Origin of the sequence: Flavobacterium frigoritolerans (assembly GCF_025847275.1) — a bacterium.
In the GTDB taxonomy this organism is placed as follows: Bacteria; Bacteroidota; Bacteroidia; order Flavobacteriales; family Flavobacteriaceae; genus Flavobacterium; species Flavobacterium frigoritolerans.
This window is the reverse complement of sequence record NZ_JAOZEV010000005.1, coordinates 44,067-63,982: the sequence shown is the minus strand read 5'-3', so window position 1 is coordinate 63,982 and position 19,916 is coordinate 44,067. Positions and strand designations below refer to the sequence as shown.

At 32.3% G+C, this 19,916-nt stretch carries 18 protein-coding genes; 13 read left to right on the top strand and 5 right to left on the bottom strand.

The genetic code is table 11. The features are described 5' to 3' along the window. Positions 1–218: 218 nt before the first annotated feature. From OIU80_RS08280 to OIU80_RS08245, 9 genes are all read left to right on the top strand, one after another. A complete protein-coding gene (locus OIU80_RS08280; RefSeq protein ID WP_264286563.1) occupies positions 219–1,925 on the top strand; it encodes a S8 family peptidase in 1,707 nt (568 codons plus the stop codon). A 215-nt stretch (positions 1,926–2,140) separates the two neighbouring features. Beyond that, complete coding sequence (locus tag OIU80_RS20905; RefSeq protein ID WP_404827363.1) at positions 2,141–2,305, top strand: lantibiotic dehydratase C-terminal domain-containing protein; 165 nt, start codon at positions 2,141–2,143, stop codon at positions 2,303–2,305. Between the two features lie 64 nt (positions 2,306–2,369). Then, positions 2,370–2,813, top strand: coding sequence for a GNAT family N-acetyltransferase (locus OIU80_RS08275; protein WP_264286562.1), 444 nt, complete (start codon positions 2,370–2,372; stop codon positions 2,811–2,813). A gap of 99 nt (positions 2,814–2,912) precedes the next feature. Beyond that, positions 2,913–4,373, top strand: a complete 1,461-nt coding sequence (locus OIU80_RS08270; protein ID WP_264286561.1) for a lipopolysaccharide biosynthesis protein — start codon at positions 2,913–2,915, stop codon at positions 4,371–4,373. A gap of 38 nt (positions 4,374–4,411) precedes the next feature. Further along, positions 4,412–4,846: a dUTP diphosphatase gene (dut, locus tag OIU80_RS08265; protein ID WP_264286560.1), complete on the top strand. Its 435-nt coding sequence runs from the start codon at positions 4,412–4,414 to the stop codon at positions 4,844–4,846. A 150-nt stretch (positions 4,847–4,996) separates the two neighbouring features. Then, positions 4,997–6,013 (top strand): sugar phosphate nucleotidyltransferase, encoded by a 1,017-nt coding sequence (locus OIU80_RS08260; protein WP_264286559.1) that lies wholly within the window; start codon positions 4,997–4,999, stop codon positions 6,011–6,013. Positions 6,014–6,059: 46 nt separating this feature from the next. After that, positions 6,060–7,409 carry a tetratricopeptide repeat protein gene (locus OIU80_RS08255; RefSeq protein ID WP_264286558.1) on the top strand — a complete coding sequence of 450 codons (1,350 nt, stop codon included), beginning with the start codon at positions 6,060–6,062 and terminating at the stop codon, positions 7,407–7,409. A gap of 6 nt (positions 7,410–7,415) precedes the next feature. Beyond that, the gene (locus tag OIU80_RS08250) at positions 7,416–8,195 is read left to right on the top strand and encodes a DUF4292 domain-containing protein (RefSeq protein WP_264286557.1); all 780 of its coding nucleotides are present in this window, start codon (positions 7,416–7,418) and stop codon (positions 8,193–8,195) included. Positions 8,196–8,218: 23 nt separating this feature from the next. Next, the gene (locus OIU80_RS08245; RefSeq protein WP_264286556.1) at positions 8,219–9,466 is read left to right on the top strand and encodes a murein hydrolase activator EnvC family protein; all 1,248 of its coding nucleotides are present in this window, start codon (positions 8,219–8,221) and stop codon (positions 9,464–9,466) included. 47 nt (positions 9,467–9,513) lie between these two features. On the opposite strand, the gene OIU80_RS08240 is transcribed toward OIU80_RS08245, so the two are convergent. Then, the gene (locus OIU80_RS08240; RefSeq protein ID WP_264286555.1) at positions 9,514–9,933 is read right to left on the bottom strand and encodes a CBS domain-containing protein; all 420 of its coding nucleotides are present in this window, start codon (positions 9,931–9,933) and stop codon (positions 9,514–9,516) included. A 229-nt stretch (positions 9,934–10,162) separates the two neighbouring features. On the opposite strand from OIU80_RS08240, the gene rbfA reads away from it, so the two are divergent. The 4 genes from rbfA (at position 10,163) to OIU80_RS08220 (ending at position 14,038) form a co-directional block, all read left to right on the top strand. After that, the gene (gene rbfA / locus OIU80_RS08235; protein WP_129540401.1) at positions 10,163–10,555 is read left to right on the top strand and encodes a 30S ribosome-binding factor RbfA; all 393 of its coding nucleotides are present in this window, start codon (positions 10,163–10,165) and stop codon (positions 10,553–10,555) included. Between the two features lies 1 nt (position 10,556). Then, positions 10,557–11,756, top strand: coding sequence for an ABC transporter permease (locus tag OIU80_RS08230; protein ID WP_264286554.1), 1,200 nt, complete (start codon positions 10,557–10,559; stop codon positions 11,754–11,756). Positions 11,757–11,934: 178 nt separating this feature from the next. Beyond that, positions 11,935–13,362, top strand: a complete 1,428-nt coding sequence (locus OIU80_RS08225) for an MATE family efflux transporter (protein WP_264286553.1) — start codon at positions 11,935–11,937, stop codon at positions 13,360–13,362. Positions 13,363–13,432: 70 nt separating this feature from the next. Beyond that, positions 13,433–14,038, top strand: coding sequence for an N-acetylmuramoyl-L-alanine amidase family protein (locus OIU80_RS08220; protein WP_264286552.1), 606 nt, complete (start codon positions 13,433–13,435; stop codon positions 14,036–14,038). A 114-nt stretch (positions 14,039–14,152) separates the two neighbouring features. Here the strand turns inward: OIU80_RS08220 and dusB are convergent, their stop codons facing one another. The 4 genes from dusB to OIU80_RS08200 all read right to left on the bottom strand — a co-directional run bounded on the left by dusB (position 14,153) and on the right by OIU80_RS08200 (position 19,915). Beyond that, positions 14,153–15,145 carry a tRNA dihydrouridine synthase DusB gene (gene dusB / locus OIU80_RS08215; RefSeq protein ID WP_264286551.1) on the bottom strand — a complete coding sequence of 331 codons (993 nt, stop codon included), beginning with the start codon at positions 15,143–15,145 and terminating at the stop codon, positions 14,153–14,155. 284 nt (positions 15,146–15,429) lie between these two features. Beyond that, positions 15,430–16,722 (bottom strand): AMP-binding protein, encoded by a 1,293-nt coding sequence (locus OIU80_RS08210; RefSeq protein WP_264286550.1) that lies wholly within the window; start codon positions 16,720–16,722, stop codon positions 15,430–15,432. After that, complete coding sequence (locus OIU80_RS08205; protein ID WP_264286549.1) at positions 16,719–18,389, bottom strand: C45 family autoproteolytic acyltransferase/hydolase; 1,671 nt, start codon at positions 18,387–18,389, stop codon at positions 16,719–16,721. Before OIU80_RS08205 ends, OIU80_RS08210 begins: the two co-directional genes overlap by 4 nt. A gap of 8 nt (positions 18,390–18,397) precedes the next feature. After that, a complete protein-coding gene (locus OIU80_RS08200) occupies positions 18,398–19,915 on the bottom strand; it encodes a phytoene desaturase family protein (protein WP_264286548.1) in 1,518 nt (505 codons plus the stop codon). Position 19,916: the final 1 nt, after the last annotated feature.

Sequence of the window (19,916 nt, the reverse complement as noted above, 5' to 3'; positions counted from 1 at the left end):
AGAAAAATGAAAATGAAAAAGAAAAAAAAGAAGTTAATAAATTTGATTTAGAAAGATTTGAAATAGCAAAGTTTAAAAATATAAAGATAATTAAAGGCGGAGGAGGTGGAAATCCTAATATCGATGATCCAATTGATACAAACAAAAATAATGCAGGAGGGCATTCAGGACCTAATTGTTAATAGTATATAATCGTCTATCAAATATCATTATAAAGCATGAAAGTATTTTACAGTATAATTCTTCTTTTTACCTTTTTAATAGGTTGTAAATCTATAAAAGAAACAAATATTCCATTGACAAAATTAGGCTCTAAAAAAGCACTTACCTCATTGGAGTTGCAGACTTGGTATCAAAAGGATTTAAAAGAAGATTCGATACCTGGAATTTCATTAGATAAATGGTATCGCTTAAACAGAAAGAAGCCTAAAAGTAAAAGTATTATTGTTGCTGTGATAGATACTCAAATCGATATAAACCACGAAGATTTGCAAGGACAACTTTGGAGAAACGAAAAAGAAATTCCTAATAATGGAATCGATGATGATCATAACGGTTATATAGACGATATTAACGGATGGAGTTTTACAGGAACCAAAAGCGGAGGTTATGTAGTATGGAATAGATATGAGTACGTACGTATTGTAAAAGAATGGGGACCATTGTTTGCAGGTAAAACGGAATCTCAAATTAATGCTCAGAATTTGTACAAGTACAAAGAATACCATAAAGCGCTAAAGACGTTAGAAGAGAAAAATAAGTATTATAAAAACTGGCTTAAATCATTGAATCATAATGTCGCTATTTATCCACTGGTAAAAGATACTTTAAAACATTTTTTCCCTAAAGAGGATTATACGTATGAACAATTGGATAGTTTGTATAAAAAGTATAAAATAAATGATAAAAGATACAAGCAGAGACGTGATGATAATGATAAAGATTTAGGGGCTTTAATATCTTACATGATGGTTAACTTAGAGGTTAATGAAAAAACCTTAGAAGAAGTACAAGATAAACAAACCCAGTTGGATTCAGTTGTAAATAAAAATCTGAATATTGAATATAATGAGCGCCTTCTTATAGGAGATAATCCCAACGTTTTAGAAAAAGGTTATGGCAATAACAATGTGAGTAATAATAGAGAGGGGCACCGCTCTATTCAAGATCACTGTACCAAAATGGCAGGAATTATTGGGGCGAATAGAGAAAATAATATAGGGATAAAAGGAATTGTGCAAAATGTTAAAATTATGCCTCTCAATATTTCTCCATCAGGAGATGATCATGATAAGGATATTACCATGGCAATACGGTATGCAGTAGATAATGGGGCAAAAATAATTAATATGTCTTTTAGTAAAAGATTCTCTTTACATAAAGAATGGGTTATAGAAGCGTTTAAATATGCAGAAGAACACGATGTATTATTAGTTCGTAGCGCAGGTAATGAAGCACTTGATATTGACAAAAATATATATTATCCAAATGATATTAATCTTGATGACTCTAAAGAATTTTGCTCTAATTTTATCACTGTAGGGGCTGTTACCCATAAAGTAGATAGTACTTTTGTATCTGATTTTTCTAACTATGGTAAAGATAATGTTGATTTGTTTGCTCCGGGAGAGGAAATATATACCACAACCTCAAGGAATAGCTATGAATCAGATTCAGGGACTTCGATGTCGGTTCCAATGTTTTGTGGAACAGCAGCTTTAATTTGGTTGTATTATCCAAAACTCACAGTTCAGGAAGTGAAGCAAATTATTTTAGATTCAGGAACGGCTTATAATCTTGAGGTTATTGTTCCAGGAACGAAAGATAAAAAAGTTCTTTTTTCGGAATTATCTAAATCTGGTAAAGTATTAAATGTTTATGGTGCTATGGAACTAGCAGAAAAAGTGAGTAAAAAGAAATTCTAGTGTTTATGAAATACTAGAATGTTGATTTTTTTAAATAAACATCAAAAACAAAAAATCAATTTTGGAGTAACTATGACTTTATAATAGAGAAAAAAATACAAGAGTGTATTTTTTCTCATTTTGATTCCAATTCGGACAATATTCTAGTTAAATTTTTGATAGTGATTGAGCTTTTAAAAATGAAGCAATTAATATAGTTTCTTTTGTGAATAGTAGTGTTATCGATTTCTTTGTCCAGTTTTTTAATGAGTCACATACACATGATGGTAAATAGGCAATATACATCAAAACAAAGAATGTATGAACTACTAATTTACGATCATTTATATCGGTATTATAAAACAATAGCCCATCAACAATCAGCTCCTATTGAGTTCTGAATATAACAACCTTAAGTATTAATCGGTTTTTTTGATTAATTTTGGCTTCTATTTTTATATTACTATGCAATTTATAATCAAAGAACTTACTACAATTGCCGAAATGGTTGCTCAAATTGATACCATGCAGTATTTATATCCTAATTTGGGTTTGGATAAATATGAACAATATCTTTCGGAAATGGTTCCTCATAATTATACTCAAATTGCTGTTTTTGAAAACGATGTTTGTTTAGGAATTACGGGTTGCTGGTCTTCTACGAAATTGTGGTCGGGAAAATATCTTGAGATTGATAATTTTGTCGTGCATCCTGATCATCGTTCAAAAGGAATTGGAAAATTGTTGACAGATTATATTGAGAAAAAAGCACTTGATTTAGGGTGTTCTAATATTGTTTTAGATGCTTTTACTTCTAATTTTGCAGCTCATCGTTTCTATTATAATCAAGGTTATGGCCCAAAGGGGTTTCATTTTGTAAAAATATTAGATGAAAATAAGCTGACTTAATATAAAAGAGCACAACATTTTCTTATTGAATCAACAAAAACGATATTAAACAAAAGAATTAGTTATTTTTGTTTTATAAATTTTATCACTACAATTATTTTGGGATTATATAAAAATCTTTTTAAACAGACAGCTATTTACGGGCTTGCAACTGTACTGCCTCGAATGCTGAGTTTTTTATTAGTACGACTATACACAGGCATTTTGCCAACTGCCGAATATGGAGAAGTTTCTATTGTGTTGTCGTGGATGGTTTTCTTTAACGTAGTTCTTTCTTACGGAATGGAAACGGCCTTTTTTAGGTTTTATAATTCTGAACCAGATAAGAAAAATGTAATTGCTACTTCTACAATTTCTATTTTTTGGTCCTCAATTATTTTTCTTTTTGCGGCATTAATTTTTAGAAACACACTCGCGACTCTTGCTGAAGTCGATGTACAGTTTGTTACCTATTCTGTTTGGATTTTAGTTTTGGATGCCTTGGTTTTAGTGCCATTTTCTAAACTTCGCGCCAATCAGCGTCCAATGGTTTATGCAGCAATAAAGATTGGAAATGTAATAGTTAATCTTGTTCTGAATATTTTCTTCTTGATGTACTTACCGACGCTTGCAGCAGAAAATCCTAACTCAGTTTGGGATAATTTATATGTTGAAAATTTCCAGATAGCTTATATTTTCATTGCAAACCTGCTTGCGAGTTTAGCTACTTTTATAGTATTATCTCCAAATTATCTTTCGCTTGGACGAAAATTTGATCCTATACTATGGAAAAAAATGATGAAGTATGGCTTACCAATTTTGGTGGCAGGACTTGCTTTTGCGGTTAATGAACATTTCGATAAAATCTTGTTGGGTTATTTATTACCAGAAAATATTGCAAAGTCAGAGGTTGGAGCTTATTCCGCATGTTATAAATTGGGATTGTTTATGGTGTTATTCGCCACAGCATTTAGATTAGGAATTGAGCCTTTCTTTTTTAGTCATGCCAAAAATGAAAATGCGCCTCAAACGTATGCCGTAATTACAAAGTATTTTGTGATTTTAGGCTCTTTGATTTTGTTGGGTGTAATTGTTTTTGCAGATATTTTAAAATTACTTCTATTAGAGAATAAAAGTTATTGGGAAGCTATGAAAGTGGTTCCATTGATCATTCTGGCTAACTTTTTCTTAGGCATTTACAATAATTTGTCGGTTTGGTATAAGCTAACAGATAAAACAAAAATCGGTGCTTATATATCGATAGTTGGAGCAATATTAACCTTAGTCCTAAACTATTTACTGATTCCAAAGTACAGTTACTACGGATCGGCAATTGCAACGATTTCTGCATACGGAAGCATGATGCTTATTTCATATATTTTAGGAAACAAGTATTATCCTATACCTTACGATATGAAGAAAATCGGATCCTATTTAGGAATTTCGATTGTATTCTCGATTATTTCTTTTTATGGATTCAGGGAAAACTACTTTGTGGGTATTCCTTTATTTCTTCTGTTTATTTACTTCGTTTACCATAACGAAAAGGATACAATAAAGGGAATACTTAGTAAAAAATAACAATTTTAAAATTTACAATTAGCTTTAAAAATATAACAATGACGATTAATATTATCAACAAATCACAACACGCTTTACCTAACTACGAAACAATAGCTTCGGCAGGAATGGATTTACGTGCTAATTTATCTGAGCCAATAACATTAAACCCTTTAGAAAGAACAATCGTTAAAACGGGACTTTTTATTGAATTACCAATTGGCTACGAAGCACAAGTGCGACCAAGAAGTGGATTGGCAGCTAAAAAAGGAGTAACAGTATTAAACTCTCCAGGAACTGTAGATGCTGATTATAGAGGTGAGATAGGAGTAATTTTAGTAAATTTATCCAATGAAGCTTTTGTGATTGAAAATGGAGAAAGAATTGCGCAACTTATTATTGCCAAGCATGAAAGAGCCGAATGGGTTGAAGTTAACGAACTTTCTGAAACTTCAAGAGGAGAAGGTGGTTTTGGTAGTACAGGAGTGAAGTAGTTATCAGTTGCAGTTTTAAGTAATCAGTTTATATATTGTGTAATTGAATAACTAATGTAATTCACTTTACACTCTTAAAATTAAATGAATATAGCTTAGCGAACTTTGCGTAAAACCTTTGTGAACTTTGCGGTAAATAAAAAATAAAAGATGAAAATAATCGTTCCAATGGCGGGTCGTGGATCTAGACTAAGACCACATACTTTAACAATTCCTAAACCATTAATTCCTGTTGCAGGAAAATCAATTGTGCATCGATTGGTGGAGGATATAGCGAAAATACTTAAAGAACCCATTGAAGAGGTAGCATTTATATTAGGAGACGAAGCTTTTTTTGGCGAAGATGTTGTATCAAGCTTACAAGAATTAGCACAAAGTTTGGGGGCTAAAGCATCTATATATCGTCAAGATTTGCCATTAGGTACAGGGCATGCAATTATGTGTGCCAAAGAATCTTTATCAGGACCAGCAGTAATTGCTTATGCAGATACTTTAATTAGAGCAGATTTTGAGTTAGATCCAGAAGCTGATGCAGTAATTTGGGTAAAACAAGTAGAGCAGCCAGAAGCGTTTGGAGTAGTTAAGTTAAATGCTAATAATGAAATCACAGAATTGGTCGAGAAGCCAAAAGAGTTTGTAAGTGATTTAGCAGTTATTGGAATATACTACTTTAAGGAAATAGAGATTCTTAAAAAGGAGCTACAAATAGTTTTAGATAATAACATTCAAAACGGTGGTGAATATCAAATTAATGATGGTATTAAAGCCATGATGGCCAACGGAAAAGTTTTTAAAACGGGTAGCGTTGACGAATGGATGGATTGTGGTAATAAAGATGTTACTGTTGAAACCAACTCTAGAATGTTAGGATTTTTGCATAATGATGGAGAACATTTAGTTGATTATGATGTGAAATTGGAAAATACTACAATTATTCCGCCCTGTTATATTGGTGAAAATGTAGTATTGAAAAATGCAACTGTAGGTCCAAATGTATCTTTAGGAAAAGGATGCCATGTAATAGATAGCACGATTAAAAATAGTTTGGTGCAAACCTATACTCAAATAAAAAATGCTGATTTAGATAATGCGATGATAGGAAACCACGTTAGTTATGACGGTAAGTTTACAAGTATTAGCATTGGTGATTATTCGGTTTTAGAATAAATAAAAAGTTTAAAAGGGTTCGTTTTTACTTAAATCAATAATAAAAATGAAAAAAAGAGTTTTAATAATTGTATTCATGGCATTGGTTGGGAATCAGGCTTCGATAATGGCTCAAACAGAGCCTGAAGATATTGCTATGGCTACCAATGAATTTCAGGACTCTTTTTATGAATCGTTATTACAAAAAGGCATCGAAAATTATGATAAAGCAATTACTGCTTTACAAAAGTGTGAGAAGCTTCAACCTAATGATGCAACAGTTTATTTTGAATTGGGTAAAAACTATCTGTCTTTAAAAGATTATAGAAATGCTCAAAGTTCGTTTGAAAAAGCGACGCAGTTAAATCCAAATAATAAATGGTTTTGGTTGGGTATTTATGATGTTTGTTATCAAACCAAGAATTATCCTTTGGCAATAGAAACCATTCAGAAAATTATTCCGTTTGATGAGGAGTATAAAGATGATCTGATTTCATTGTACATGATCACAAATCAATTAGACAAAGCGCTTTCGTTGATTAATGAAATGAATGAGAAGTTTGGAAAATCGGATGAAAGAGAATTATATAAGGCACAGATTTTGTCACAAGGAAAATATCAAAATGGTGAAATAGAAAACCTTGTTGATCAGATTAAGAAAAATCCAAAAGAAGAGTCTAATTATATTGCTTTGATTACATTGTACGCAAAGAATAATGATGCTGACAAAGTGCTGCAGATTACGCAACAATTAGAAAAGGCAATTCCTACATCAGAGTGGGCGCAAGTAAGTTCTTTTAAAAGTTATTTAGATCAAAATCAACCAGAAAAAGCAATTCAGGCAATGAACGTTGTTTTAGCAAATTCTAAAATAGACTCTAAAATAAAGCATCGAATCTTAAATGAGTTTTTGATTTTCGTAAGTAAGAACCCGCAATTTGCACCAGATTTGGATAAAGCAATTGTTTATTTTAAGAATGATCCAAATGTAGATGTCGCAAAAGAAATTGGAAAGTTTTATCACAGTAAAAATCAATTTGATCAGGCAGTTAAATACTATGAGTTGTCGGTAAATTCGGCTTCGGAAGTAGATATCGAAACTAATTTACTTTTGCTTCAAGCATACACCGAAACCAAACAATACGAACCAATGGCTAAGCGTTCGGTAGTAATGATAGAGACATTCCCAACGCAGCCACAATTTTATTTTTATTCAGGTTTGGCTAATAATCAATTGCAACAATTTAAAAAGGCAAAAGACGTTTTAGAAATGGGACTTGATTATGTTGTGGATGATCTGACTTTAGAAGCAAATTTTAACATTCAGTTAGGAGAAGCTTATAATGGTTTAGGGGATATGAAGAAAAAAGAAGCGTATTTTGCGAAAGCAAATCAATTATTAAGACAAAAAAAGTAAATTCTGATGAAGAAATATATAATGATCTTGTTACTCGTTTTCATCGTTTCGTGTAAATCGAAATCGAGTGCAGTACAAGGGAATGACAACAAAGAAGAGGTAAATCCTATTGCTGCGAATAAAATTATCGACGGACATTATAATAATAAATTACAGTTTTCGACTTTATATATTAAAGCCAGTGCCAAATATTCTGATGATAAACAAAGTCAGAATGTTACAGCTGAGATAAAAATTAAGAAAGACGAACAGATTTTGGTAAGTATTCGTTTTCTGGGTATTACAATGGCTAAGGCTTTAATTACGCCAAATTCCGTGAGCTATTATGAAAAAATAGGAGGCTCTTATTATGAAGGAGATTTTAGTAGTTTGAGTAAATGGCTTGGAACTGATTTAGATTTTAATAAAGTTCAAAACCTTTTATTAGGTGCAGCAATTGATGACTTGAAGAAAGGTAAATATACCGAAACGTTAGTTGATAGAGTATATCGATTAGATGAGGCAAAGGAGACAGATATTAAAAAATCATTTTTCTTTGAAGCCGATACGTTTTTGTTAGAAAAAGAACAAATTTCACAAACGTCAAAGAATATTATGATGCAAATTGCATATGGTGATAACAAAACTTTTGATCAAGGAACACTTCCTAGAACCATTGCTATAGAAGCTATCCAGCCAAAAGGGAAAACAGAAATTAATTTAAATTACAATACAATTACTTTTAATGAAGAACTTTCTTTTCCTTATAGTGTTCCAAATGGATATAAAAAAATTATAATTAAGTAAGTTTGCAAAAATATATTTTAAAGATGCCAAAATTTCTCCTAAGCCTAATTTTTATTTGCACCACTTCATTTATGTGGGCGCAAGACTCGCAACAAGAAAAACTGGAACAACGTAAAGCTCAGATTCAACAAGAAATTAGAGACAACGAGAAGATGTTACAATCTGTAAAGAAGAAGGAAAAATCTGCAGTGAATGTTTACATTGTTCAGTCTAATAAAATTAAGCTTAAAGAAAAGCTAATCAATACTACCGAAAAGCAAACGAAGCTTTTGAGTAATGATATGTATATTAATCAAACAAAAATTAATAAACTTAAGAAAGAGTTAGAGGTATTAAAAGCAGATTATGCCAAGATGATTCTTAAGTCTTATAAAAGCCGTTCTGAGCAAAGCAGAGCAATGTTCTTGTTGTCTTCGGAGAGTTTTCTGCAAGCATACAAAAGAGCACAGTATATGAAACAATATACAAATTTCAGAAAAAATCAAGGAGAAGAAATTCAGTCAAAATCACTTCAATTATCCGATTATAATGCAAAGCTAGACGGACAAAGACAAGTGAAGAGAAAAATAATTGCCGAAAATGAAAAGGAACGCATTGCATTAGAAGTAGAAAAGAAAGAGCAACAAAAACTAGTTAACTCGATTAAAAAGGATAAAAACAAAATTATTGCCGATACCAAAAGCAAACAACAGGAAGCAAAAAGAATTGATAGACAAATTGACCGCTTAATTCGTGAAGCTATTGCTGCTGCAAACCGTAAGGCTGCTGCCGAAAAAGAAAAAGCGACAGGAACAAAATCGGTTGCTGCTGTATCGGATACAAAAATTGCATTAACTGCTGAAGCAAAAATACTTGCTGCTGACTTTAAAGCCAACAGAGGGAAATTACCTTGGCCAGTAGAAAAAGGATTTGTTTCATTGGGCTTTGGTGATCAGCCGCATCCTATTTATAGTACATTGGTAATTCATAATAGTGGTGTCGAAATTACGACTGAATCGGGTTCAAATGCAAGAGCGGTTTTTGAAGGGGTTGTATCGAGTGTTATGGTATTATCGCCAATAAATAAAGCAGTAATGATTCAGCATGGAGATTATTTTACAGTGTATCAAAACTTAAGTTCAGTATCTGTAAGTAAAGGAGAAAAAGTAAGCATCAAACAAAATATAGGTAAGATTAGAACTAGTGGAGAAACTGGAAAAACAACTATTAAGTTCTCAATACTTCAAAACACAACGTATAACAATCCGCAAAGCTGGTTGTATAATATGTAATAGAAAACGGGACTTAGTGTCCCGTTTTTTTATATGTTGTATTTGATTTAATCGTATTGTTCTAAAAAATATCTTACAACATCGGTTGTAGTAACAATACCCTTGAGTTCACCATTATCAACTACAGGCAAAGCGTGAAATTCTTCTTTCACAAAAATTTCAGCCAAATCTCTAATAATTGTATCCGATGATACTGTCATGGGTTTTGATGTCATTACTTGAGTAATTGTAAGCATATCCAGAATAGCTTCATCGGCTCCTTCTTGTCCTTCGAATAAAGCACCAAAAGTTAATCGGTTTATATCTGTACGGCTTATAATACCAATGACTTCTTTACCCCGAACGATAGGAATGTGTCTAATGGTATTTTTTCGGAGTTTTTCGACTACTTTTCTTAAACCGTCATTTTCATTTGCAGTTACTACAGTTTTAGTCATTATATGACTGATTGGTTCTCTCTTTTTCATAATATATTGTGTTGTTATTTCTTTATTAAAGATGTAGAATATTTCTTATAAAAAACATGATTTTTATCATCTTACTAAAAAGAAGTAATGAGTGAATAATTATCTCAATTTTGGTTTTTTATTAAAAAAGAGTACCGAAATTTGTGCTAAAGGAAATAAGAATATAAAAATGATCTTATTGTTCATTTGAAAATGTATCGATTGAAATTTAAAATAGTATTTTTGCACTATGGAAACAAATAGACAGAAAAAAATAGGCGGTGTCATCCAAAAGGATTTGGTTGATATTTTGCAAGGTGAAGTGAGAAAAAATGGAATTAATAATTTGATAATTTCAGTATCCAAAGTTAGCGTAACTACAGATTTATCCGTGGCAACAGTATATTTAAGTATTTTTCCTCAGGAGAAAGCCAAAGAAACATTGGAAGCAATTAAGTCAAATTCGACTTTGATAAAACATGATCTATCACAACGCGTACGTTTGCAATTACGTAAAGTACCCAACTTAGTGTTTTTTATAGATGACTCATTAGACTATATTGAGAAAATAGACAATGCTTTAGCAAATAGAGATAACCCAATAGAAAATCGTGATCTTTTAGAAAAAAGAAGAAAATCATAGCTTGAACTTTCCCCTTTACATAGCCAAAAGGTATATTTTTAGCAAGAGTAAAAACAATGCTATTAATATCATAAATCGTATTGCCAGCCTTGGAATAATTGTTGGTACAATGGCTTTGTTTGTGGTTTTATCCGTTTTTAGCGGATTAAAAGTATTCAGTCTTTCTTTTACAAATGAAATAGACCCTGATTTAAAAATTGAAAGTACCTATGGAAAATCATTTATGGTTGCTCCTGATCAGGATACTCAAATTAAAAAAATCGATGGGATTGCTTCGTACACGAAAATAATAGAAGAACGGGTTTTGTTTATTTTTAATGGAAAACAACAGGTTACTTATTTAAAAGGAGTTGATCGTAATTATCCAGTTGTAAATGATATTAGAAAAAAACTCTTTAACGGGCAATGGTTAAAACCTGATACGTATCAGGTTGTTGTAGGTTATGGGATTTCCAAAAACTTTTCGATGGGAATATTGGATTTTGAGAATCCATTGCAGGTGTTTGCACCCAAACCAGGAAAAGGAACTATCGAAAATCCAGAAGAAGCGTTTAGTAAAACAGATGTATTGCCAGTAGGAATATATTCGATAAGTGAAGATTTAGATTCTAAATATGTTTTTGCTGATTTAGGTTTAGTTCAGGAATTATTGGAGTATAAACCCAATCAGATTTCTGGAATCGAATTTAAGTTAAAACCAAATGCAAACGAATCAAAAATTGATTCACAATTACAAACAATATTCAATAATAAAGTTACTACAAAAAACAGAGCACAACTTAATGCGTCTTTGTATAAAATGCTTAATACCGAAAATATTGCAGTTTATTTAATATTTACGTTGGTAATTATTGTAGCCCTTTTTAACCTGATAGGAGCATTAATTATGATGATTTTGGATAAAAAAAGCAACTTGAAAACGCTTTTTAATCTAGGAACGGAAATTAAAGATTTGCGAAAAATATTCTTACTGCAGGGAACTTTACTAAGTGTATTTGGAGGTTTGATAGGTCTTGTGCTGGGTGTTATCCTAGTTTTATTGCAACAACAATATGAGCTTATAATGATTACTTCGACACTAGCTTTCCCTGTTGTTTTTACTCTTGAAAACGTATTTATTGTTTTAGGAACTATTTTTTCACTTGGATTTATAGCTTCATTAATAGCAAGTACACGCGTAAGTGTAAAATTGCTGGATTAGATTTTTTCTAAATTAAATAATAATTCTTCTTATATTTATCATCTCAAAAAAACACTACGCTATGATAGTTTCTGCCTAGTCCTATTTTTATTTTTCGAATAATTAGGATGTCTTCAAATTTTTTTAAGTCCAGCCAGCATATGGTTCTGGACAATTTTATCATTTATCCTTAATTATCATGACAGAAACAACAATACAGAAAAGTGTATTCTCACGAATTTTTTCAACAATAAAACAAGCAATCAAAGGAGACGAATCCTTTGATTATACATCTGGTAGTATAAAAAAAGCAGTGATTCTTCTGGCTATTCCAATGGTATTGGAGATGCTTATGGAATCGGTTTTTGCATTAGTCGATTTATATTTCGTTGGCCATCTAGAGCATAGTAGTTTTGCTATTCAAGCAGTTGGACTTACTGAGTCTGTTATTACCATCGTTTATTCTATAGCAATTGGTATAAGTATGGCTGCAACAGCAGTTGTTGCTCGTCGTATAGGTGAGAAAGATCCAGTTGCTGCTGCAAAAGCAGGAATGCAAGCCATTATTATTGCCTTTGCAATTAATAGTGTAATCAGTGTTTTTGGTTTTATTTATGCCAAAGAGATCTTATTACTTATGGGGGCTTCAGTAGAAGCTGCCGAGTACGGTTATAGATTTACTCAAATTATGATAGGCGGAAGCTTATGTGTGATGCTTTTGTTTCTTATCAATGGTATCTTTCGTGGTGCAGGAAATGCGGCTATAGCCATGAAAAGTCTTTGGATTGCTAATATTTGTAATATCATTTTGTGCCCTGTTTTAATTAATGGATTTGGGCCAATCCCAGCTTTTGGATTAGTAGGAGCAGCAATAGCAACAACTACAGGAAGAAGTATTGGTGTATTATATCAATTGTATCACTTATTTAACGGAAAAGGAGTTTTAAAGATTATTTCATCTTATTTTATTCCTGACTTCAAGCAAATCAAAGCTTTGGTAAAAATTGCAGCGCCAGGAGTATTACAATTTGTTATTGCATCTTGTAGTTGGATTTTTCTTGCACAATTAGTTGCTACAACAGGAGGAGATCATGGTTCTGCAGGGTATCAAACGGCATTGCGTATTATGATGTTTTTTATTCTCCCAGCATGGGGATTAAGTAATGCCGCAGCAACTTTGGTTGGACAAAATTTAGGTGCCAAGCAAATTGAACGTGCCGAAAAATCAGTTTTGACAACTGCGAAATACAATGTTATTTTTATGGCAACAATAATGCTTATAACATTCTTTTTTGCAAAATATATCGTTTCATTTTTCACCTATGATATTCTAATACAAAATATAGCTGTTGAAGCTTTACAGATTATGAGTTCTGGATACATTTTCTACGGAATCGGGATGGTATTAATTAATACTTTTAATGGAGCAGGAGATACCTGGACACCTACACTGGTTAATTTTGTTGGATTCTGGCTGTTACAGATTCCATTAGCATATGTATTAGCGAAGCATTTTAAAATGGGGCCAACTGGTGTTTTTATAGCTATTCCAGTTGCAGAAACGGCTATAACTTTGGCAAGTATTGTATTGTACAAAAAAGGAAAATGGAAACGTATTCAAGTGTAATTTACAATTTATACAATTTTTCTTAAATATTCTCGTTGGAATAGACTAAACAAATCAAAACTAAATTAGTATGAAAACCAACATCAAAATTTCAGGAATTCTTAGTGCAGTAGTATTATTTTGTCTTTTTGCATTTAAACCGCTAGAAGAGAAAAAAGTGATTGTAATTGACGCAGGTCACGGAGGTCATGATTTTGGAGCAGCGATGCATGGTTTTCAAGAAAAAGTTATTTCTGAAACGATTGCTAAAAAAATCAAAGCTTTAAATAAAGATAGTAATCTTGAAATCGTTTTACTTCGTGACGGAGATCATTCTATGGAATTGAGCGAAAGGGTTTTAATGATAAATAATCTTAAACCTGATTTGGTGATTTCATTACATATTAACGCTTCAAAAAATACTGAAACAAATGGGGTTGAAGCATATATTTCATTGAATAAAGAGTTTTATGAAAAATCGAAAGAAAGTGCAGAAAAAATAATTGATGAAGTTTCTGGAGAAAATCTTTTTAAAAGAAAAATAGGTGAAGCTCCTTTTTATATTTTGAAAAACTCTAATTGTCCAGCAATAGTATTAGAAATGGGATTTTTATCAAATAATAATGATAGAGTTTACCTTACTAGTGAAACTGGACAGAATGAAATTGCAACTAAAATTTTAGGAGCAGTAAAATAAACGATAATTATACAGCATAAAAAAGACCGTCAATTGACGGTCTTTTTTGATAATATATTTGAAAGAAAACATCTTTGTCAAAGTTTAAAACCTTGTCAAAGATTAATCTATAGTCTAAACAAATTCATATCCAGCATATACGTCCTGGATTTCGTTCATTACATTAAACAGTCCTTGAGGATCATCAATTGTAACTAGTTTTTGTTTGTATTCTTTAAAAGAGTGTATGCCTTTAAAGTAATTGGTATAATGACGACGCATTTCAACAATTCCTAAGCGTTCCCCTTTCCATTCCATCGACCACGTAAGGTGGTTTCTTGCGGCTTCTACACGATCAGCAACTGTTGGAGCAGGTAAATGCTCACCAGTTTCAAAAAAGTGCTTTATTTCGTTAAAAATCCAAGGATAGCCAATTGCAGCACGACCTATCATAATACCGTCGATACCGTATTCATTTTTAAATTTTAATGCTTTTTCAGGACTATCGATATCGCCATTTCCGAAGATAGGCATCGTAATTCTTGGATTGTTTTTTACACGGGCAATGTGGGACCAATCTGAATGCCCTTTGTACATTTGAGCACGTGTTCTTGCATGAATCGTTAACGCCTGTACGCCAATATCCTGTAGGCGTTCTGCCACTTCATCGATGTTTATCGAGTTATCATCCCAACCTAAGCGGGTTTTTACAGTAACAGGTAAATTAGTGCTATCAATAACGGCTTTAGTCAAACGTACCATTAAATCAACGTCTTTTAGAACTCCTGCTCCAGCACCTTTACAAACTACTTTTTTTACAGGACAACCAAAATTAATATCGATCAAATCAGGATTCACGGTAGTAACAATTTTTGATGACATTGCCATCGCTTCTTCGTCTCCACCAAATATCTGAATTCCAACAGGACGTTCATAATCAAAAATATCCAACTTCATTCGGCTTTTAATAGCGTCACGAATTAATCCTTCCGAAGAAATAAATTCCGAATACATTAAATCGGCTCCGTGTGTTTTACACAATCTACGGAACGGTGGATCACTCACATCTTCCATAGGAGCGAGTAGTAAAGGAAATTCAGGTAATTCTATGTTGCCAATCTTGACCATCTTCATTATTTTTTGCAAAATTACAACTTTTAGTTCAATTTGTACCAAATTGAGGTTCAAAGGTTCATAGAAGCAAAGGTTCACAGGTTTTTTTTAAAAGGTGCAGAGGCTCAAAAGTATGAGGAAGGGTTCAAAGGTTTAAAGAAGGTTCAGAGGGAGAAAGGTTTTCCGTAGAGGCGCACCGCAGTGCTTCTTAATTAAAAGAGTAAAGTTTTAAATTAAGTCAAAATTGGATTTTTTTTAAATCTTTGAACCTTTGTACCTCAGAACCTTAGTTCCTTGTCTTAAGAATCTCTGTTGTCAAAAAAACGAATTGGTTTGCGACTCATTGGGTTAAAAACCAGAGGATTTAATAACTCTTTTGAAGTAAATTCTATTTTTGGTGTTACTCTTAATTTGGCTCTAAAGTGATCTTTGATTGCATGCAATAATTCATCCGATTGATTTTTTACAGCAATCTTAATCAGGATTTCGTCAGTTCCTAAATCATTGGTAGATATTTCGATGATGTGATTTTCGATAGCATCAAAATCACTTAAAACATCATTCATTGCAGGTGGATAAAGGGTTGTTCCTTTGTATTTTATCATTTGTTTTTTGCGTCCGATGACTGGGCCTACACGCAAAGTATTTCTTCCACAGGTGCAAGGAGTGTCGTGTAATTGTACAATATCGCCAGTTTTAAAACGCAATAAAGGCATGGCTTCGATTCCTAAAGTGGTAAAGGTAAGTTCACCAGCTTCGCCATTCTTCACTCGATTATTATTTTCATCAAGAACTTCTACAATGATTAATTCGGGATGATGATGTCCTCCATTTCCATGCTCACATTCAGTAAAAGCAGTGCTCATTTCGGTTGAAGCATAAGTAGAGAACAACTTTATATTCCATTTGTCAGTGATTTTTTTAGACAAAATATTCATCGAAAAATTTTGATTCCTAAGTGATTCACCAATACAAATTGCGCCTTTTATGCTCGAATTATTATAATCAATATTATTATTTTCGGCATATTCAATCAGTTTTAGTAAAAATGAAGGTACCGTTATTAAATAAGAAGGATTGTATTTTAAGATGGAGTCCCATTGTAGCTCGGGAATTCCTGCACCTACGCGAATTACACCCACTTTTAATTTTCGCAGTCCCAAAAAGTAAGCTAATCCAGCCATGAACTTACGATCAATTGTAGTCATAAGTTGTACAATATCACCCTCTTTAATTCCTGCACAATCAAAAGAAATAGCCTCGTTATAAGCTAATCTGTCTAAATCAGCATCGGTTAAACCAAACGTTACAGGATCTCCTAAAGTTCCCGAAGTAGATGCAAAATCGATGACTTTTGAAATTGGTACACAAAGGAAATCATCATTGTTATTTTGAAGATCTTCTTTGGTAGTAACTGGTAAAAGCTGAAGATCTTCCAGAGTTTTAATAGCAGAAATATCAATTTTTTTCTTTTCGAATAGATCTTTATAAAAAGGAGATTTCTGACTGATATAAGTCAAAAGTTCAGTTAATTTTTTCTCTTGAAAAATTTTAATTTCTTCTAAAGAACCTTTTTCTATTTCTGGGATCATCTTAACTTGCTTTTGATTTTTTTAATATATTTTTCAACTTTCTGTTTTTCAGGAAGCGTCGTGATTTCTTTAGTTAGTGCTTTTTCAAAGTGATTTCGTGCCAAAGCGTATTCTTTTTTCTGATAAAAATACAATCCCGCTTTATAATAAACGATCCAGTAATCTGGATTTAAGGATTGATATTCTTGAATAAACTCAGATGAAATGGTGTCTTTTTTCTTTAAAGAAGAATCGATTTTTTCATCTTCAATTCTAAATTTCTGATAATTTTTAAATTCGACTGTAGCCAAAAAAGGATCCTTTGCAATATTTAATTCACTTTTAGACAAAGATACAATTGTATCTGTTTGCTCTCGATTTTTAAATATTTTATTCAAGTCGTAACAAACAAATTCGCCTAATTGGTACGGATTAGCAGAAACCCAAACTAACTTTTCTTCGGGTTTAAAAATTATGCCATGATGTGCCATTAATTGATTCAAGGATTTTTCGTTACCATAACCTAATTTAATGTTCTCCAGACCATCTTTGTTTCTAAGAATTTCGGATGCCTTTTTAGGATTTACTTTTGGCGTTTCTCCAAAAAGTTCTACCATTCTATCATATCTATATTTTGAATGACTGTTGAGAATTTGATTCTCATTTCGTTTGTCATTTTTTAAAGCATCACTCTGAAAGTGATTGGAACAAATAAGCTGATTGTTATTCGGAACTTCATAAACTCCAAATTTGTTTGGAGATACTTCTATTAAAACGGCTTTGTTATCGCTGGCACTTCCTACCATAATTGACTCGGAAACAAAAACAGTTGTTCTTTTTGCAATAGCAATAGCCTCATCAATATTGGTAGCATATTGGAGGATTTCACGAGTGAGAATAGAAATTGGAGTTTTTGCAATTAGCGGGATTTTTGATTTTCCAGCATTTATGGTTACTGTTAATCCTTCCTGATTCATTCCTGAAACTGCTCCAATCATTCCTGGCCAGGTTACCATCATAAACGGATGACCTGTTTTTGGTTTTATAAAAGCTACTATTTTGTCTTTCGCGAAAGCGTCATTTACATAAAAATCAAAATTGCGCCCAAGGATTAAATTTCCATCTTCTGATTTTTCTCCCCAAGCTGCAAATGAAGAACAGCCTACCAATGCTAAATCTTGTAGCGCATGACCGATATCATGTGCTGCATGTAAATACAAATTGCGTAAATACTGTGATGCGATTGCATCGTAATCATGAGATGTATATTGAGAAACACCGTAAATTTCAGTTTGATATTCTTCGGGAACATTGAGGTATAATTTCCTGTTGTACCATTTTAAAAAGTTTCGAAGCATATTTTGCTTAAACTTTGAGGGTACTATATCTTTAATTTTAGAGAAAAATATGTGCTCCTGTTTCTTTAAAAGAGAGTCGGTTAATGCTCCTGAATTAAGACCAATTTGATATGCATCACCTTCTACATAAAGTTCCCAAAGGCCTTGTTTGTTTTTTAAGAAGAAGTTGTTTCCTGATGAAAATACCGAATCGGATTGTTTTTTTACAATAGGTAAAATAGTATCATAATCTGAAATCTTGGGCTGATGATGCATTGATTTTGAAGTACCACATGATAGGCACACCAACAAAAAACCGATTAGGAAGACAACCAGAATTCGTTTTTTCATAATCAAAATTATTCAGAGGCTTGGTTGATTTTAGTTACTAGATATTCTTTCCCAACTATTTCTGAGCAAGTAATAACAGCACCAATAGTTACGCCCAAAACGCCATGCATATTAATACTTTGCCCCGTTAAATATAGGTTATTAAGTTTAGTTTTGGAAGCAATAAATGACTTCATAGGATTATTGGAATCTTTAATATAGCCATACATATTCCCATTATAACCACCAATATAATCACGATAAGAAAGTGGACTAGAAGTATGCATTGATTGAATACAATCCTTTATTCCAGGGAATTTTATCTCTATCTCGTTTAAAAACTTGGTTGCTTTTCGGGTTTTAAATTCATCATAACTTTCACCGCGATCTTTTTTCTCTGCAGTAGTATTAAATGTATCTGCCCAAGGTAATAAATCATCGAATTTCATGTAGGTAATAAAGGTCATTCCATCAGCCCATTCTTCTTCTTCCTTAGATGCGTTCATTGAAGCCATATATGTTTTTGGCCATGTGTTTTCATCATATTCATGCGCAGTCCAAACTTCATTACTACTTTTAAAATGGTAATAGTTGTGATTGATGTATTTGAATGTTTTTGGTTTAAAAACTAAGTACAAACTAAACGCTGATAGTACTCCTTCGAGACTTTGAATGCGATTGTAGAATGATTTTCTGAAATTTTCCTCGCCAACCATTTTTAAAGTGGTTTTGGGTTCAATGTTAGAAATAAAATAAGTTGCTGAAAGTTCGCTTCCGTCTTTCATTTTAACTGAAGTTACATCATTATTTTTGGTTTCAAAATGAATTACTTCTTTGTATTTATGAACCTCTCCACCATGTTTTTTTAATTGTTTGATGAGTTGTTTTGTAATTTGGCTTCCTCCATTTATACATCGCCAAGAGCTTTCTATATAGGAGTTTACAGATAAGGCATGTACATAAAAAGGCGATTTATCTTCAATACCTGCATATAAAAAATTAGAACCAGCAAGGACAGCTCTTAATTGTTTATTCTTAGTTATGGAGTCAATAGTTTGTTTAGCATTTAAAGTTAAGATATCACTGTCATATTTTCCTTCCCAGCGTAAATTATATAAGGGAAACAAATCGCAGGTATCTTTTATTTTTTTACAATAATTTTCTATTGCTTCTTTTTCTTCTGGAAAATGTTTTAATAATTGATTAACGAAGTTTTTATATCCTTGAGCATGCGGATATTCTTTGTTTTGATCTTCAAAGGAGATAATGTCAAAACCATCTTCGTCCATTTTTTTTAATTTCAAATGATCTATAATTCCCAGATATTTGAAATATTTATGCAAGTTTTGCCCTTCAGTCAATCCTCCTATGTAATGGATTCCTGTATCAAAAATAGTTTTATCTCTCACAAAAGTCTGAAGATTTCCGCCGAACTGATTGTTTTTTTCGAGCACACAAACGCTATATCCTTCTTTGGCAAGAATGATAGCCGAAACGAGACCGCCTAAACCGCTCCCTACGATGACAACATCATAACGTTCTTTCATG

What these genes read in the sequence shown, in the direction of transcription:
- OIU80_RS08280 (WP_264286563.1), top strand. Translation starts at nt 219, where the DNA reads ATGAAAGTATTTTACAGTATAATTCTTCTTTTTACCTTTTTAATAGGT.
- OIU80_RS08260 (WP_264286559.1), top strand. Translation starts at nt 4,997, where the DNA reads ATGAAAATAATCGTTCCAATGGCGGGTCGTGGATCTAGACTAAGACCA.
- OIU80_RS08240 (WP_264286555.1), bottom strand. Translation starts at nt 9,933, where the DNA reads ATGAAAAAGAGAGAACCAATCAGTCATATAATGACTAAAACTGTAGTA.
- rbfA (WP_129540401.1), top strand. Translation starts at nt 10,163, where the DNA reads ATGGAAACAAATAGACAGAAAAAAATAGGCGGTGTCATCCAAAAGGAT.
- OIU80_RS08225 (WP_264286553.1), top strand. Translation starts at nt 11,935, where the DNA reads ATGACAGAAACAACAATACAGAAAAGTGTATTCTCACGAATTTTTTCA.
- OIU80_RS08205 (WP_264286549.1), bottom strand. Translation starts at nt 18,389, where the DNA reads ATGAAAAAACGAATTCTGGTTGTCTTCCTAATCGGTTTTTTGTTGGTG.
- OIU80_RS08220 (WP_264286552.1), top strand. Translation starts at nt 13,433, where the DNA reads ATGAAAACCAACATCAAAATTTCAGGAATTCTTAGTGCAGTAGTATTA.
- OIU80_RS08250 (WP_264286557.1), top strand. Translation starts at nt 7,416, where the DNA reads ATGAAGAAATATATAATGATCTTGTTACTCGTTTTCATCGTTTCGTGT.
- OIU80_RS08245 (WP_264286556.1), top strand. Translation starts at nt 8,219, where the DNA reads ATGCCAAAATTTCTCCTAAGCCTAATTTTTATTTGCACCACTTCATTT.
- OIU80_RS08210 (WP_264286550.1), bottom strand. Translation starts at nt 16,722, where the DNA reads ATGATCCCAGAAATAGAAAAAGGTTCTTTAGAAGAAATTAAAATTTTT.
- dut (WP_264286560.1), top strand. Translation starts at nt 4,412, where the DNA reads ATGACGATTAATATTATCAACAAATCACAACACGCTTTACCTAACTAC.
- OIU80_RS08200 (WP_264286548.1), bottom strand. Translation starts at nt 19,915, where the DNA reads ATGAAAGAACGTTATGATGTTGTCATCGTAGGGAGCGGTTTAGGCGGT.
- OIU80_RS08255 (WP_264286558.1), top strand. Translation starts at nt 6,060, where the DNA reads ATGAAAAAAAGAGTTTTAATAATTGTATTCATGGCATTGGTTGGGAAT.
- OIU80_RS08275 (WP_264286562.1), top strand. Translation starts at nt 2,370, where the DNA reads ATGCAATTTATAATCAAAGAACTTACTACAATTGCCGAAATGGTTGCT.
- dusB (WP_264286551.1), bottom strand. Translation starts at nt 15,145, where the DNA reads ATGGTCAAGATTGGCAACATAGAATTACCTGAATTTCCTTTACTACTC.